Origin of the sequence: Atopomonas sediminilitoris (genome assembly GCF_022601735.1) — a bacterium.
Lineage (GTDB): Bacteria > Pseudomonadota > Gammaproteobacteria > Pseudomonadales > Pseudomonadaceae > Atopomonas > Atopomonas sediminilitoris.
Genome location: NZ_JAKUMM010000006.1, coordinates 49,137 through 63,603 on the forward strand (window position 1 = coordinate 49,137; position 14,467 = coordinate 63,603).

Below are 14,467 nucleotides of genomic sequence, written 5' to 3' on the forward strand. Positions count from 1 at the left end.
ACATCAGTCCAATTGGTTCAGCACATCGCCCACGGCGTTAAACACACGGTCTAACTCATCGGCGGTGGTGTTAAAGGTGGGGCCAAATTGCAGGGTGTCGCCACCAAAGCGCACATAGAAGCCGGCTTGCCATAGCTTGAGCCCAGCCTCAAAGGGGCGAATCACGCCGTCACCATCGCGCGGGGCAATTTGCAACGCACCGGCCAAACCACAGTTGCGGATATCCACCACGTGGCGGCTACCTTTGAGGCCATGCAGCTTGTCTTCAAAGACCGGCGCCAACGCTGCGGATTGCTCCAGCAAGTGCTCACGCTCGAGCAGGTCCAGCGTCGCCAAACCGGCAGCACAGGCCACCGGATGGGCGGAATAGGTGTAACCGTGGGAGAACTCAATCATGTGCTCCGGCGATGCCTGCGCCATGAAGGTTTGATAAATCTCACGGCTAGCCACCACCGCGCCCATGGGGATGGCACCGTTGGTAATTTGCTTAGCGCAATTGAGCAAATCGGGCGTCACGCCAAAAAACTCAGCGCCGGTGCGCGTGCCCATGCGGCCGAAGGCGGTGATCACCTCATCAAAAATCAGCAGAATATTGTGCTGCGTACAGATTTCACGCAGCCGCTCTAAATAACCCTTAGGCGGCACGATCACGCCGGCTGAGCCGGACATTGGCTCGACAATCACCGCCGCAATGTTGGAGGCATCGTGCAACTCAATCAGCTTGAGTAGCTCGTTGGCTAACTCCACACCGCCGGTGTCGGCCATGCCACGGGTATAAGCCAGTTGCGGCTGCAGGGTATGCGGCAGGTGGTCGGCGTCCATAAAGCTGCCGAACATTTTGCGGTTACCGCCAATGCCGCCCAAGCTGGTGCCGGCGATATTGACGCCGTGATAGCCGCGCGCACGGCCAATCAATTTGGTTTTGCTGGCTTGGCCTTTTAAGCGCCAGTAGGCGCGCGCCATTTTCACCGCTGTGTCGGCGCATTCGCTGCCGGAGTTGGTGAAAAACACGTGGCCTAACTCGCTGGGCATCCACTGGGCGACTTTTTCCGCCAACTGAAACGCCAACGGCTGGCCAAATTGAAAGCCCGGCGAATAGTCCAACGTGCCCAACTGCTGCGCCACCGCCTGCTGAATCTCGCTGCGGCAATGCCCCGCACCGCAGGTCCATAGGCCTGACAAGCTGTCGAAAACGCGGCGGCCTTGGTCATCAATCAGGTGCTTACCCTCAGCCCCAACAATCATGCGCGGGTCGCGCTGAAAGTTGCGGTTGGCCGTGGTCGGCATCCAAAAACTATCCAGTTTGAGTTCAGCGGTTGGGCGAACGCTAAAGGCTTGCGGCATGTTCATGGTCACGCTCCAGCGAGACAAGGTGTGCATTAAACGTTGAGCCTAGACTGCCACGGGGTTAGATTCACAAAAATACAACTCTTAAGACCTTAAGTTGCAGGATCAATAAACAATGAGCCAACGCCGCGCCGACCCACTGGCCCAAGTCAGCGATTTTGAGATTCGCCTACTGCGGGTGTTTCGCGCGGTGGTCGAGTGCGGTGGCTTTTCTGCCGCAGAAAGCGCGCTGGGTATCGGGCGCTCGGCCATCAGCCAACAAATGAGCGATCTGGAGCAGCGCCTAGGCCTGCGTTTATGTCAGCGTGGCCGCGCCGGCTTCGCCCTCACCGAAGAGGGCCAAGAGGTCTACCAAGCCAGCCTGCAATTGCTGGCGGCGCTGGAGGGCTTTCGTAGCGAGGTCAACAGCCTGCACCGCCACCTGCGCGGCGAACTCAATATCGGCTTGACCGATAACCTGGTGACCATCCCCTACATGCGCATCAGCAATGCGTTGTCGCGCCTGAAAGAACAAGGCCCAGATGTGCAGATCAATATCCGCATGAGCCCACCGGGCGAGGTCGAGCAAGGCGTACTCGACGGTCGCCTGCAAGTGGGCGTGGTGCCACAAACCACCCCGCTCTCGGGGCTGGACTATCAAACCTTGTACGGTGAACGCTCGCTGCTGTACTGCGCGGTTGGCCATCCGCTGTTTTATGTCGACGATAACAAGCTCAGCGACGCGCGACTGGATGAGCAAGAAGCCATTGCCCCGACCTTTCGCCTGCCCGCCGATGTGCAAGCCCATTATCAGCGGCTGAACTGCACCGCCAGCGCCAGCGACCGCGAAGGCATGGCGTTTTTAATTTTGACCGGCCGCTACATTGGCTACCTGCCCGACCACTACGCGCAAAGTTGGCTGCAACAAGGCCGCTTGCGCGCGCTAAAAGCGGATAGCCGTTTTTATGAGCTGCAACTGGCCTCGGTTACCCGCAAGGGGCGGCGGCCGAATCTGGTGCTGGAGTGCTTTCTCGATGCGCTTGCTGCCACCGCCGACAGCCCCTTTTAAGCCAAGCCGCCACTGACCGCTCTAAGTCGCCAGAGCTACCAAGGCTGTCGCATCCGCGCCTGCTATATCGACCTCGGCTGACTAAGCTAATAACAGCCCCTTGTTTGCGAGTCTGTTATGGCCCTGAGTGTGTTTGACCTGTTCAAGATTGGCATTGGCCCATCGAGCTCCCACACGGTAGGGCCAATGCTGGCTGCGGTGCGCTTTGTCGAAGGCTTACAGCGCGATGGCCTACTGACGCAGGTTGACGGCGTCAAAGCTGAGCTGTACGGCTCGCTCGGCGCCACTGGCAAAGGCCACGGCAGCGACACCGCCGTCATGCTGGGCTTGCAGGGGCACTACCCTGACCGCGTCGACACCCGCCAAGTAGCGGCCTACTTAGCCCAAATCCGCGACAGCGGGCAGATCCACCTACTCGGCCAACACGCGGTTGGCTTTGTCGAAAAACAACACCTGCAACTGATCAGAAAGCCCTTGCCCTACCACCCCAACGGCATGATTTTTCGCGCTTTTGATCAAGCCGGCGTGCAAGTGCGTGAGCGTGAGTACTACTCGGTTGGCGGCGGTTTTGTGGTGGACGACAACGCCGCCGGCGCTGACCGTATTGTCGCCGACACCACGGCGCTGCCGCTGCCCTTCACCACCGCCAAACAACTGTTAGCGCACTGCGCCGAGCAGCAGTTGTCGATCAGCCAAGTGATGCTGCGCAACGAAGCCGTCTGGCGCAGTGAGGCCGAAACCCGCAGCCAACTGTTGGGCATTTGGCAGGTAATGCAAGACTGCGTCGACGCCGGCTGCCGTACCGAAGGCATCATGCCCGGCGGCCTCAAAGTTAAACGCCGCGCACCGGCACTCAAACGCCAGCTCAGCGAGCACCCCGAAGCCAATCTGCGCGACCACCTTAACGTGCTCGACTGGGTCAATCTGTACGCTCTCGCGGTTAACGAAGAAAACGCCAGCGGCGGCCGCGTGGTGACCGCGCCCACCAACGGGGCAGCCGGTATCGTGCCGGCGGTGCTGCACTACTACAGCCGCTTTTGTCACGGCGCAGCGGATGACGGGGTGGTGCGCTTTTTACTCAGCGCCGCGGCGATCGGCATTCTGTACAAAGAGCAGGCCTCGATCTCAGGCGCTGAGGTCGGCTGCCAAGGCGAAGTCGGCGTGGCTTGCTCGATGGCCGCCGGCGCGTTGTGCGAAGTCTTAGGCGGCAGCCCAGCACAAGTTGAAAACGCCGCCGAAATTGGCATGGAGCACAACCTTGGCCTCACCTGCGATCCGGTCGGCGGCTTAGTGCAAGTGCCCTGTATTGAGCGCAACGCCATGGGCGCGGTGAAAGCCATCAACGCCGCCCGCATGGCCCTGCGCGGTGACGGTCAGCACTTTGTCTCGCTGGATAAAGTCATCCGCACCATGCGCCAAACCGGCGCGGACATGAAGAGCAAATACAAAGAAACCGCCCGTGGCGGCTTGGCGGTCAACATTATTGAGTGCTGAGCCGATTAAAGGCTGATTCAGTCGCGCGGACTTTGCGCTGCGCACGCCTTGCAGATACAGGCCTTATTCCGCTCGGCCTCTGGTACTTGGCGCAGCAAGCTATCGCTAAAACTGACCGAGGCATCGGCGCACCAACACGGCTCTGTCGAGTCGTTTAAATTACCGCAGTGATTGTTCTGCCCACACAACGGGCAACGTGCCGGTGAGTTGCTTGCCGGCGGCTCCACATCCACAGAACTCATCGACGACTCCTTTAGCCCAGCACACGGCGTAGGCCACGGTTAAACAGCACCCCGCAAGCCCAGCCTGCGCCACCGCAAGCCAGCAAGATCACCACAACCTTATGCAGCAGGTCATCGCCCTCGGCACTGGGGCCGATAAACACGCAAGCGGCTAACAAGCCGGCCACCAGCCCCAGCCACAAGGGGGCTGGGTTACGCGTGCGAAAGCTGATCACTAACACCGCGTTAAGCAGCCCCGCCAACGCCGCCGGCAGCACGCCGAACAGGTAGGCGTAGTGCAGCCACACCGGCAAGGCGGCTAACTCACGCACGCCCAGCAGTGGCAGGCTGAGCAGACCGCCGAGTAGCGGGCCTAAGGCGGCAAAACCCAGCACGCTTAACAGCATCAAGGCGCTGACCCGTAGCAATGGCTTCATCAGCGCGCTTCCTCAACATGAATGGTCGCCAGCGCAGGCTTGCGCAGCGCCTCGGGCAAGTCCAGCAGGTCGTCATCGAAGCTTTCCACCGGCGGTTGACGCTTCTCGAAGCGGCTGCCCAGCACCAGCATGCACGGGGTAAACAACAAGGTCAGGACGGTGGCAAAGGTCAAACCACCGGCAATCGCACTAGAAAGCTGCGTCCACCATTGGGTTGAGGGTGAGCCAATCGACAGCTCCGCGCCCACCAAGTCCACGTTCATGCCCAGCACCATGGGGATCAGCCCCAGCACGGTGGTCACCGCCGTCAGCAACACCGGACGCAAGCGCAGGCAGCCGGTTTCCAGCGCGGCGTCATACGCGGTTAAGCCCTGACGCCGCAGTTGGTTATAGGTGTCGATCAGGATGATGTTGTTGTTGACCACAATACCGGCCAAGGCAATCAGCCCCATGCCGACCATCACCACGCCAAACGACTGGCTGTTCAACAGCAGCCCCAGCAACACCCCCGCGGTGGACAGCACAATCGCCGACAACACCAACAAGGCTTGGTAGATGCTGTTGAACTGAGTCACCAAAATCAGCGCCATCAGAAAGATCGCCACCAAGAAAGCGGTCATCAAGAAGGTGCCGGCTTCTTTTTGATCCTCATCCTCGCCACCGAGGCGCACATTCACCCCCTCCGGCGGCTCACCGACGGCGGCCAGCAAGGCCGGCAGGCGCTCATCCAGCCGATAGCCTTCTTCAAAGTCCGCCTGCACGGTGATGGTGCGCTTGCCATCCACGCGGCGCAGTGTGCCGACCTTGGGCGCGGGCGTTAAGGTGACAAAGTTACCCATCGGCACTTGGCCTTTGGCGGTGTTCAGGGTCAGACGATTGAACTGATCCAACGAGCGCCAGTTGTCGGGCATGCGCACGCGAATATCCACCTCATCGGTGGCGTCTTCAGGGCGATAGGTCGCCACCTTCAAACCATTGGTGACCATTTGCACTGCATTGCCCACGCTCAGCACGTCGGCACCAAAGCGCGCGGCGGCTTCACGGTCGACAGTCAGGCGCCACTCAATGCCGGGCAGCGCGCGATTGTCTTCGATGTCTTTAAAACCGCCCAAGCTGTGCATGGCCTGCAACAGCTGATCGACATACGCCGAGCTGGCATCGGGGTCGAGGCCATTGATCTTGATATTCAGCGGTTTGCCATCGCTGGGGCCGTTTTCTTGCTTGCGAAACTCCAACAGCACACCGGGCACATCGGCCGAGCGTCGGTTCATTTCTGCGAGGATGTCATTGGCGGGACGACGCTCGCGCCAGTCAATAAACTGGAACTGCAACACGCCGATCACATCGGCCGCCAAGCGGTTATCACCCTGCGCGAAGGAACGCGCATACAGCGCCTTCACTTCGCTCATACCCAGCACGCGCTGCTCTACTTGGCGCAGCACGGCGTCTTTTTCCTGAATCGACAAATCACCTCGCGTGCGCACCATAATTTGCGCGCTTTCGGGCTCCACATCAGGGAAGAACTCAAAGCCGTGGTTGAACTTGCCATACGCCACGTAAATCAGCACCACAGCGGCCAACATGCCAAACAAGGTGGTCGCCGGACGACTTAACAGCGCCGCCAACAAACGCCGATAGCCCTGCCCCGCGCCGCTGGCTTGTGCATGCGAGGGATCCACCGTGCCGCCGGTCACTGCGCCGAGCACCGGCATAAAGATCAGCGCCATGGCCAACGAAGCCGCCAGACACAAGATCACCGTGGCCGGCAGGTATTTCATAAACTGCCCGACCACGCCGGGCCAAAACAGCAGCGGGATAAACACCACCACCGTGGTCGCCGTGGAGGCAATCACCGGCCACGCCATGCGGGTAGCGGCATTGACCCACGCTTGGCGCGGGTTTTGCCCTTGCGCCAAATAGCGGTCAGCCAGCTCGGACACCACAATCGCGCCGTCCACCAGCATGCCCGCCACCAGAATCAGGCTGAACAGCACCACAATATTGAGCGTGTAACCCAGCAACCAGATCAGCAAGATGCCGGTAAAGAATGCCCCGGGAATGGTCACCCCCACCAACAGCGCCGGGCGCACGCCCATGGTCGCCATAATCAAAATCAGCACCAGCACGATGGCCACCAACACGTTGTTCAGCAGATCGCTGAGCATGTCGGAGACTTCTTTGGACTGATCCATGATGTAGCTGACTTCAAGCCCCGCCGGCAGCAGCGGCTTGGCCTGCGCCATCAAGGCTTTGACTTGCTCGATGGTTTCGATGATGTTGGCGCCACTGCGCTTAGACACCTCCAGCACCACCGCCGGCTGGCCATTGATGCGGGCGAAACCTTCCGGGTCTTTAAAGGTGCGTCTTATCGTGGCGACGTCCGCGAAGGTCACCACCGTGTCACCGTCAACCTTGATCGGCAGGCTGAGCACGTCTTCGAGATCTTCGATCACGCCCGGCACTTTCATCGCCAAGCGACCGGCCCCAGTATCGAGGCTACCGGCGGCGACCAGCTTGTTGTTGCGGGTGACAAAACCGGCCAGCTCGGCGTAGTCGATGCCGTAGCTATCCAGCACTTGCGGATCGACGAGAATTTCTAGCAAATCTTCGCGGTCGCCGCCGATCTCGACCTCCAGCACTTGGCCGATGCCTTCGATGTTGTCTTTTAAACGGCGGGCGATATAGACCAGCTCTTGCTCAGAAATCGGGCCGGACAAACCAATCGACAACACCGGAAACAACGCCACGTTGATTTCGTGCACTTCCGGCTCGTCGGCTTCTTCGGGCAGCTTGCTGCGGGCGTTGTCGACCTTCTCGCGCACATCCGCCAACGCCTGCTTGGCATTAAAGCCGGCGTCAAATTCGAGGGTGACCGAAGCATGGCCTTCGCTGGCCACCGAGCTCATTTCTTTAATGCCTTCAAGGCTGCGCAGCTCTTGCTCCATGGGCCGCACTAACAAACGCTCCGAGTCTTCTGGGGCGATGCCCTCAAGGCTCATGGAGATATAGATCACCGGAATACTGACGTCCGGATTGGACTCCTTAGGGATGGCCAAATAGGCCAAGAAGCCCCCGACCACCAAAAACAGCAGCGCCAGTAAGCTGGTGCGGCTGCGATCCAGCGCCGCGGCAATTAAGGCATGCATGTTCAGTTCACTCCGCCGCTTTGCGGCTGCACCTGCTGACCGGCTTCCACAAAGCCTTGGCCTTGGGTGATCAGCGCGACCTTGCTCGGTAAGCCGCTGACCCAGGCTTCTTTATTGCTCACGGTGATCAAGTCCACGGGGGTGAACTGCACCACATCGCCCTCGTCCAGCCACTTAATGCCGGGGCGACCGTCTTTATCCAAGCTCAGCAGCGCAGGCGAAACACCGTGGGCCAAGGCATCGCCGGTGGCCACACGCAACGTGGCACTGGCACCGGCAATACGCTGGCGGTCAGGGTTAGCCACGGCCACTTCAATGCGGAAGCTGCGCGTACCGGCATCCGCCGCCGCGGCAATAAAATGCACTTGGCCGCTTAAGCGACGCCCATCAAGCAACTCGACCTGTACGGCTTGCCCCAGCTGCAAGTGCAACACCTCTTGCTGCGGCACTTGGGCGGCGACTTTTAGCTGACTCACATCAACCAAGGTCAGCAAGCTCTGGCCCGGCTCAACATAGTCGCCCGGCTCAACCATGCGCTGGTCATACACGCCTGCAAACGGGGCGTCGATTTGCGTGCGCGCCAGCGCCAGCTCGGCCATCGCCAACTCTGCTTGGGCGCGGGCTTGTTCTGCTTTCACCTTGAGCAAATCGTTGGAGGAAATCAGACGGTTTTTCAACAGACGCTGCGCGGCTTCCATTTCTGCCTGCTGCTGCGCGGCGGCCGCGCGGGCGCGGGTGACTTCCGCCGGGCGCGCATCGCCACTTAAGGTCAACAGGCGCTCGCCGGCTTGCACGCGACTGCCTTTGTCTTTATCCAAGCGCTCGACCACACCTGCCACTTGCGCGCGTAATTCAACGCGCCGCCACGGCTCTAGCTGGCCCTGTACCACCAAAGCACGCGGCACTTTTTGCGCCTCTAGCCATTGAATTTGCACTTGCGCCAGCTGCGCTTCGGCCACGAGCTGAGCCTCGGGTGCGCTGTCTTGCATGGTGGATAACTTGCCGAGCGCCATCCACAGCAACAATGCCACGGCAATCACGGCGGCCAACAGCCAAGGTTTGGTTTTCAACGCAGTTAGCATGATTTACAGGCTCCTTCGGCCTTGGCTTGCAGCATCATGTCGGCCATGCCATGCAGGCCCGCCATGATGAAATCAGTCACTTGATCGAGATACGCATCCATCTCGGTACGGCCGCATAAGTGGCCAATGCCACCGGCGGCGACACGGGCCATGGCGCCGGTAAAACAGGCGTCGGCAGACCACAGTAAACGCTCGTAGTCCTCTACCGACAGCGCAGGGCCGCCAAGGGCATCACTGAGCATGTCGGTAAAGAACGCCAGATAGTGGTGTTCTAATTGGTCAAATTGGCTGCGGTATTCAGGGGCGAGACGCTCCTGAAAATCCGGGCGGTCGCAGTGCATAAACAGCTGCGCCATCACCGGATCATCCAGCAACTTGGCAAAGGCGTGGCGGGTCACCGTACGCATGGCTTCACGCTTGGGCAAGCTGGCGTGCAGGGCGCGAAACTCAGCGATATTGGCTAGCGAATCATCAATCACCAGCTGCGCGTACAAAGCTTCTTTACTGGGAAAGTGCTTGTACACCGTGCCCTTGCCAATACCGGCCTCGACCGCCACTTCGGCGATGGTGACGCGGTCCCACGACTTGGTGCGAAACAACGCGAGTGCCGCCCGCAAGATAGCCTGCTGGCGTTGTTCAAATTGTTGATCGTGAAAGCTCATGACTTTAATTCACGGCGTGACCAGCGGTCACAGGTGGCGTGATATTCGCACGCAAGAACTGCCTGGGCAAGCGGATTGTTCAACACGCGACCGCCGGTCACGCGCTCTAGCTCAAGGAAAGAAGGCGAACTACCTGCCGTGCAGCGCCGTCATCGCCAACACGTAGGGCGTTGCTTGCCCATCACAACCGTTCGACACCGTTGTGCAGCGCTTCGGGCACATTGGCTAAGCAGGCGCTGAGGTTTTCTGTTCCGGGGATCAAACACTCCAGCTGCTGGTGCAATTGGTTTAAGCCTTGGCCAAGGCTTTGGTTGTGCTGATTGAGCGCCGTCAGCATGACGCTGCACTCGCCCAAGTGCTGCATGCCCTGTTGGCCACGCGCATTTTGCGCTTCGATTTGCGCCAGCACGCCCTGCGCTTGCTCCCGAATGGCTTCCACCATGCCGCCCACTTCACTGGTCGCAGCTGAAGTGCGCCCAGCAAGGTTACGCACCTCATCGGCAACCACGGCAAAGCCACGGCCGGTATCACCGGCGCGGGCCGCTTCAATAGCGGCATTCAGTGCCAACAAATTGGTTTGGTTAGCGATGCTGTCGATGGTTTGCGCAACGCCTTGAATTTGCTCGCTGGTTTGGTTGAGCTGGGCGATCAGCTTGAGGCTTTGTTCGCTTTGCTCGGTCATGCCGCCAAGCTGCTCATCGGCTTGTTGTAACGCTTGAGTCGCGCGAGCACTGGCTTGCTGCCAGTTATCTAACTGTGCGAGCAACGCCTGCGCTTGCGGCAGGCTTTCGGCCAAGAGGCCACGCAGTTGTTCGCCAATATCTTGCGCGGCTTGTACTTGCTCGATCTGCGCGTGCAAGGTGCCGCGCAGTAAGTCGCGCTCTTGGCTATCGCGTTGTTGTTGCTCAGCCTGTGCCGCTTGTTGTTGCTCAACCTGCTCACGCAAGGCGGCATGCTCTTCAATCACTTGCGCATCCAACGGGTGCGGTGGCAGGCGCATTTCGACCGGCGCGAGTTTCCATAGCCAAGGCAACCAAGCCAGCACCCACAGCGTGAGTACGCTCCAGATCGACTGCAAGCTGTGCTGTTGATACAGCACGCCCAGCAACACGGCCAAAGCGACGCCGTGCGCCAAAGCCCACAAGCGTTGCGCGCGGGTTGAAGAGGTATAAAGCATACGAATGTCCTGTCGCCAACTACTGCATCAGGGAGAGATATCCGCAGAGTAGCGGAAAAGTTAAGGCTTTGCGGCGCCGCGCCAGCCGAGTCGGCTTAGCGGCGCACCGGGCGTTTTTGTAATTTGCGCTGCAGCGTGCGGCGGTGCATGCCGAGCGCGCGGGCCGTTGCGGAGATATTGCCTTCGTTTTCGCCCAGCACCCGCTGGATATGCTCCCACTGCAAGCGATCCACCGAGATTGGGTTATCCGGCACCAAGGCGTCAGGGTCGGCGTCATCACTGAGCAGCGCCGTGAGCACATCGTCGGCATCGGCCGGCTTACACAGGTAGTTGCAGGCACCGCGCTTGATCGCCTCTACGGCGGTGGTAATGCTGGAATAGCCGGTCAAAATCACCACGCGCACATCCGGCACCGCTTCGATCAGCTGTGGCAACAACACCAAACCCGAATCACCGGGCATTTTCAGGTCAAGCACGGCGAAGTCCGGCGCATCGTTGTGCGCTTTCTCCAGCGCTTGCTCAGCATTCGCCGCCGTGCTGACGCGCAAGCCACGCCGACTCAGCGCACGGCCCAAAACGCGCGAAAAGGTCTCGTCGTCGTCAACCAGCAAGATGTGCGGCGGGGTGTCCGTGTCGGCCAGCAAGGCCTCCCACTCAGCCATGGTTTACTCCTTGTCGCGGCAGCACCAGCTCACTCACGGTGCCGCCTTGTTCGTGGTTGTACAGGGTCACGCGGCCACCGGCACGATTGACGCTGGCCTGACTCAAAAACAAGCCCAAGCCCAAACCGCCGCCCTTGGTGGTTAGAAACGGTGTGCCCCACTGCTCGGCCATGCCCATCGGCAAGCCCGCGCCTTGATCGCGGATCTGCACGCACACTTCGCGAGCATTCCACGTAATCGCAATGCGCAAACCGTCGGCGCAGGCATCGGCAGCATTATTGAGCAAGTTAAGCAGCGCTTGGGATAAGTCCGCCGGCACCATCAACCGTGGCACATCGCCGGTTTGCACCTCAACCCGCCAACTGGCCTCCGGACGCATCAAGCTAAAGCGCTCTAGCACTTGGGTTAACCAGGTATGGGCATCCAGTTCCGGCGTTTGTTGCGCGCGTTCGCGCTCGGCACTGCGGACCAGCGTTTGCAAACTGGTTTTGCACTGACTGACTTGCGCTTGCAGCAAGGCCAAGTCTTCTTGCAGGGCACTGTCGGCGGGATAATCGCTGCGCAACTCTTTGAGCAGCACACTCATGGTTGATAGCGGCGTGCCTAGCTCATGCGCGGCACCGGCGGCTTGGGTGGCTACGGCCAGCAGTTGCTCGTCGCGCAAGCTCAGTTCGCGGCGCTCTGCTTGCTCACGCAGCTGGCGTCGTAACGTGGCCGCCATCGGTGCCACAAACAAGGTGAGCAAACCGGCGGCCATGGCCAAACTCAGCCACATGCCAAATAAATGTGTGCTGACCAACAACTCGCGCGCGGCGACGGTTTGCGCATGGATGGGGTGATAAAACAACAACAGCAGCGAGTAACCACTGAGCGCCAGCCCCGACAGCAGCAAGCTATGCCGCCACGGCACGGTGGTCGCTGCAATCGCCAGCGGCACCAAGTAATACGAGACAAAAGGATTGGTTGCCCCGCCGGAGAAATACAGCAGCGCCGTGAACAGCACGATATCCAAGGTTAAGTGCACGCTGTATTCAAAGTCGGTGACCGGCAAATTCACCCGCAGGCGCAGCAAGGTCATGAACACCAAGGCCCCCGCCGCACACAGGCACACGGCGATCCCCACGTAGGGCAGCGCCAGCTCGCCTTGCCACCAAATAAAACCCACCGAGCCGACCTGCGCCAACCACACCAACAGGCGCAGCCACACCAAGCGCAGCAAGTTTTGCCGGCTAGCCGAGAGCATCAAGATGGGGGAACGCAAAGCGGATTTGGTCATGCGCGCAGTATAACCGCCTGCCCTGCATCACCGGCGCGACAATCGGTCGCACACCCTTGACGCACATCAAGATTAATCCGCCACTGCCTAGCGCAGCTTGATGACAGCCAATGGCCAGCTTGCGCATGCAAACGTGCAAAAACGCGACATGCCCCGTAAGACGAGCGACACCATGAACGATAAATGACTCGGGCACTTGCCAGAGGTACGCGCTTTGCTGTGATTTATGTCCACGCGCGATACATGGCTTTACGCGCTCAACATTCCCGACACGAAAACAAGAGGAATACCCATGCGTAGGAATGCACTCTCTCCACTGTTGCTGGCCATCACCTTGGCTGGCGCTAGCAGTGCTGCCACGGCCGGCAATATGATTTTCTGCTCTGAAGGCAGCCCCGCAGGCTTTGATCCGGGCCAGTACACCACCGGCACCGACTTTGACGCCGCCGCCGAAACCGTGTTCAACCGCCTGACCCAGTTCGAGCGTGGCGGTACCACCGTAGAACCTGGCCTGGCTGAGAAGTGGACCATCAGCGACGACGCACGGGTGTACACCTTCCATCTACGTGCCGGCGTAAAATTTCATAGCACCGACTACTTTAAGCCCAGCCGCGACTTTAATGCCGACGACGTGATGTTCACCTTCGAGCGCATGCTCAAGGCTGATCACCCGTTCCGCACGGCGTACCCCAGTGAATTTCCGTACTTCACCGACATGGGGATGGACGCCAACATCGCCAAGCTGGAAAAAGTCGACGCCATGACCGTGCGCTTCACCCTCAACACGGTGGACGCCGCGTTTATCCAGAACTTGGCCATGAGCTTTGCCTCGATCCACAGCGCCGAGTACGCCGATCAACTACTCAAGGCCGGCAAAGCCAGCGACATCAACACCAAGCCCATCGGCACCGGCCCCTTTGTCTTCGGTCGCTATCAAAAAGATGCGCAAATCCGCTTCAAGGGCAACAAGGATTACTGGAAAGCCGGCGACGTGAAGCTGGACAACCTGATCTTCGCCATCAACACCGATGCCTCGGTGCGCTACCAAAAGCTCAAGACCGGCGAATGTCAGGCCACGCTCAACCCTCGTCCGGCCGATTTGGCGGCGATGAAGGCTGACCCTAATCTCAAGGTGATCGAACAGCCGGGCTTTAACTTGGGCTACATCGCCTACAACGTCACCCACGCGCCGCTGGATAAGCTTGAAGTGCGCCAGGCGTTAGACATGGCGGTGAACAAAGACGCCATCATCGAAGCCGTGTACCAAGGCGCAGGGCAAAAAGCGGTGAACAGCCTGCCACCCACGCAATGGTCGTATGACCCCAACGTGCAAGACGCCGGCTACAATCCCGCCAAAGCCATGGAGTTATTGAAGGCCGCCGGCATCGCCGAAGGCACCGAGATCACCCTGTGGGCCATGCCCGTGCAACGCCCCTACAACCCCAACGCCAAACTGATGGCGGAAATGCTGCAGGCCGACTGGGCCAAGGTCGGCATCAAGGCCAAGATCGTGACCTACGAATGGGGCGAGTACATCAAGCGCGCCAAGGCGGGTGAGCACGACGCCATGTTGATCGGCTGGACCGGCGACAATGGTGACCCGGACAACTGGCTGGGCGTGTTGTATAGCTGCGATGCCGTGGACGGCAACAACTTCGCCAAGTGGTGTAACGCCGAGTTTGATCAGCTGATCAAAGACGGCAAGCGCCTGACCGACAAAGAGCAGCGTAGCGCCCTGTACATGAAGGCGCAGCACGTACTGAAGAGCCAAGTACCGATCACCCCGATCGCTCACTCGACCGTCAATCAGCCGGTGCGCCTGAGCGTTGACGACTTCAAGGTCAGCCCATTTGGCCTGAACTCGTTCTACGGCGTCGACAACAAGTAAGCGCAACTCCCCGCCCGCCTGCGGCCA

At 59.8% G+C, this 14,467-nt stretch carries 12 protein-coding genes; 3 read left to right on the forward strand and 9 right to left on the reverse strand.

Annotated features, from left to right (window positions below; genetic code table 11):
* Nucleotides 1-3: 3 nt before the first annotated feature.
* Nucleotides 4-1,350 (reverse strand): omega-aminotransferase AptA, encoded by a 1,347-nt coding sequence (gene aptA, locus MKI83_RS10295; protein ID WP_241586259.1) that lies wholly within the window; start codon nucleotides 1,348-1,350, stop codon nucleotides 4-6.
* Nucleotides 1,351-1,462: 112 nt separating this feature from the next.
* Between aptA and MKI83_RS10300 the strand changes: the two genes are divergently transcribed.
* Both MKI83_RS10300 and MKI83_RS10305 read left to right on the forward strand, forming a co-directional pair.
* On the forward strand, nucleotides 1,463-2,395 hold the full coding sequence (locus MKI83_RS10300) for a LysR family transcriptional regulator (protein ID WP_241585468.1): 933 nt from the start codon (nucleotides 1,463-1,465) through the stop codon (nucleotides 2,393-2,395).
* Between the two features lie 117 nt (nucleotides 2,396-2,512).
* Complete coding sequence (locus MKI83_RS10305) at nucleotides 2,513-3,889, forward strand: L-serine ammonia-lyase (protein WP_241585469.1); 1,377 nt, start codon at nucleotides 2,513-2,515, stop codon at nucleotides 3,887-3,889.
* A gap of 17 nt (nucleotides 3,890-3,906) precedes the next feature.
* Here the strand turns inward: MKI83_RS10305 and MKI83_RS10310 are convergent, their stop codons facing one another.
* The 8 genes from MKI83_RS10310 to MKI83_RS10345 form a co-directional block, all read right to left on the reverse strand.
* The gene (locus MKI83_RS10310) at nucleotides 3,907-4,131 is read right to left on the reverse strand and encodes a cysteine-rich CWC family protein (protein ID WP_241585470.1); all 225 of its coding nucleotides are present in this window, start codon (nucleotides 4,129-4,131) and stop codon (nucleotides 3,907-3,909) included.
* An 11-nt stretch (nucleotides 4,132-4,142) separates the two neighbouring features.
* Nucleotides 4,143-4,547: a hypothetical protein gene (locus MKI83_RS10315; protein WP_241585471.1), complete on the reverse strand. Its 405-nt coding sequence runs from the start codon at nucleotides 4,545-4,547 to the stop codon at nucleotides 4,143-4,145.
* Complete coding sequence (locus tag MKI83_RS10320; RefSeq protein WP_241585472.1) at nucleotides 4,547-7,693, reverse strand: efflux RND transporter permease subunit; 3,147 nt, start codon at nucleotides 7,691-7,693, stop codon at nucleotides 4,547-4,549. Before MKI83_RS10320 ends, MKI83_RS10315 begins: the two co-directional genes overlap by 1 nt.
* 2 nt (nucleotides 7,694-7,695) lie before the next feature.
* Complete coding sequence (locus MKI83_RS10325) at nucleotides 7,696-8,775, reverse strand: efflux RND transporter periplasmic adaptor subunit (protein ID WP_241585473.1); 1,080 nt, start codon at nucleotides 8,773-8,775, stop codon at nucleotides 7,696-7,698.
* Nucleotides 8,769-9,437, reverse strand: coding sequence for a TetR/AcrR family transcriptional regulator (locus MKI83_RS10330; protein WP_241585474.1), 669 nt, complete (start codon nucleotides 9,435-9,437; stop codon nucleotides 8,769-8,771). Before MKI83_RS10330 ends, MKI83_RS10325 begins: the two co-directional genes overlap by 7 nt.
* Before the next feature lie 181 nt (nucleotides 9,438-9,618).
* The gene (locus MKI83_RS16925; RefSeq protein WP_272493045.1) at nucleotides 9,619-10,614 is read right to left on the reverse strand and encodes a methyl-accepting chemotaxis protein; all 996 of its coding nucleotides are present in this window, start codon (nucleotides 10,612-10,614) and stop codon (nucleotides 9,619-9,621) included.
* A 95-nt stretch (nucleotides 10,615-10,709) separates the two neighbouring features.
* Nucleotides 10,710-11,276 carry a response regulator transcription factor gene (locus MKI83_RS10340; protein ID WP_241585475.1) on the reverse strand — a complete coding sequence of 189 codons (567 nt, stop codon included), beginning with the start codon at nucleotides 11,274-11,276 and terminating at the stop codon, nucleotides 10,710-10,712.
* Nucleotides 11,269-12,537 (reverse strand): ATP-binding protein, encoded by a 1,269-nt coding sequence (locus MKI83_RS10345; protein ID WP_241586261.1) that lies wholly within the window; start codon nucleotides 12,535-12,537, stop codon nucleotides 11,269-11,271. Before MKI83_RS10345 ends, MKI83_RS10340 begins: the two co-directional genes overlap by 8 nt.
* A gap of 307 nt (nucleotides 12,538-12,844) precedes the next feature.
* On the opposite strand from MKI83_RS10345, the gene MKI83_RS10350 reads away from it, so the two are divergent.
* Complete coding sequence (locus tag MKI83_RS10350) at nucleotides 12,845-14,440, forward strand: ABC transporter substrate-binding protein (protein ID WP_370867382.1); 1,596 nt, start codon at nucleotides 12,845-12,847, stop codon at nucleotides 14,438-14,440.
* Nucleotides 14,441-14,467 lie beyond the last annotated feature (27 nt).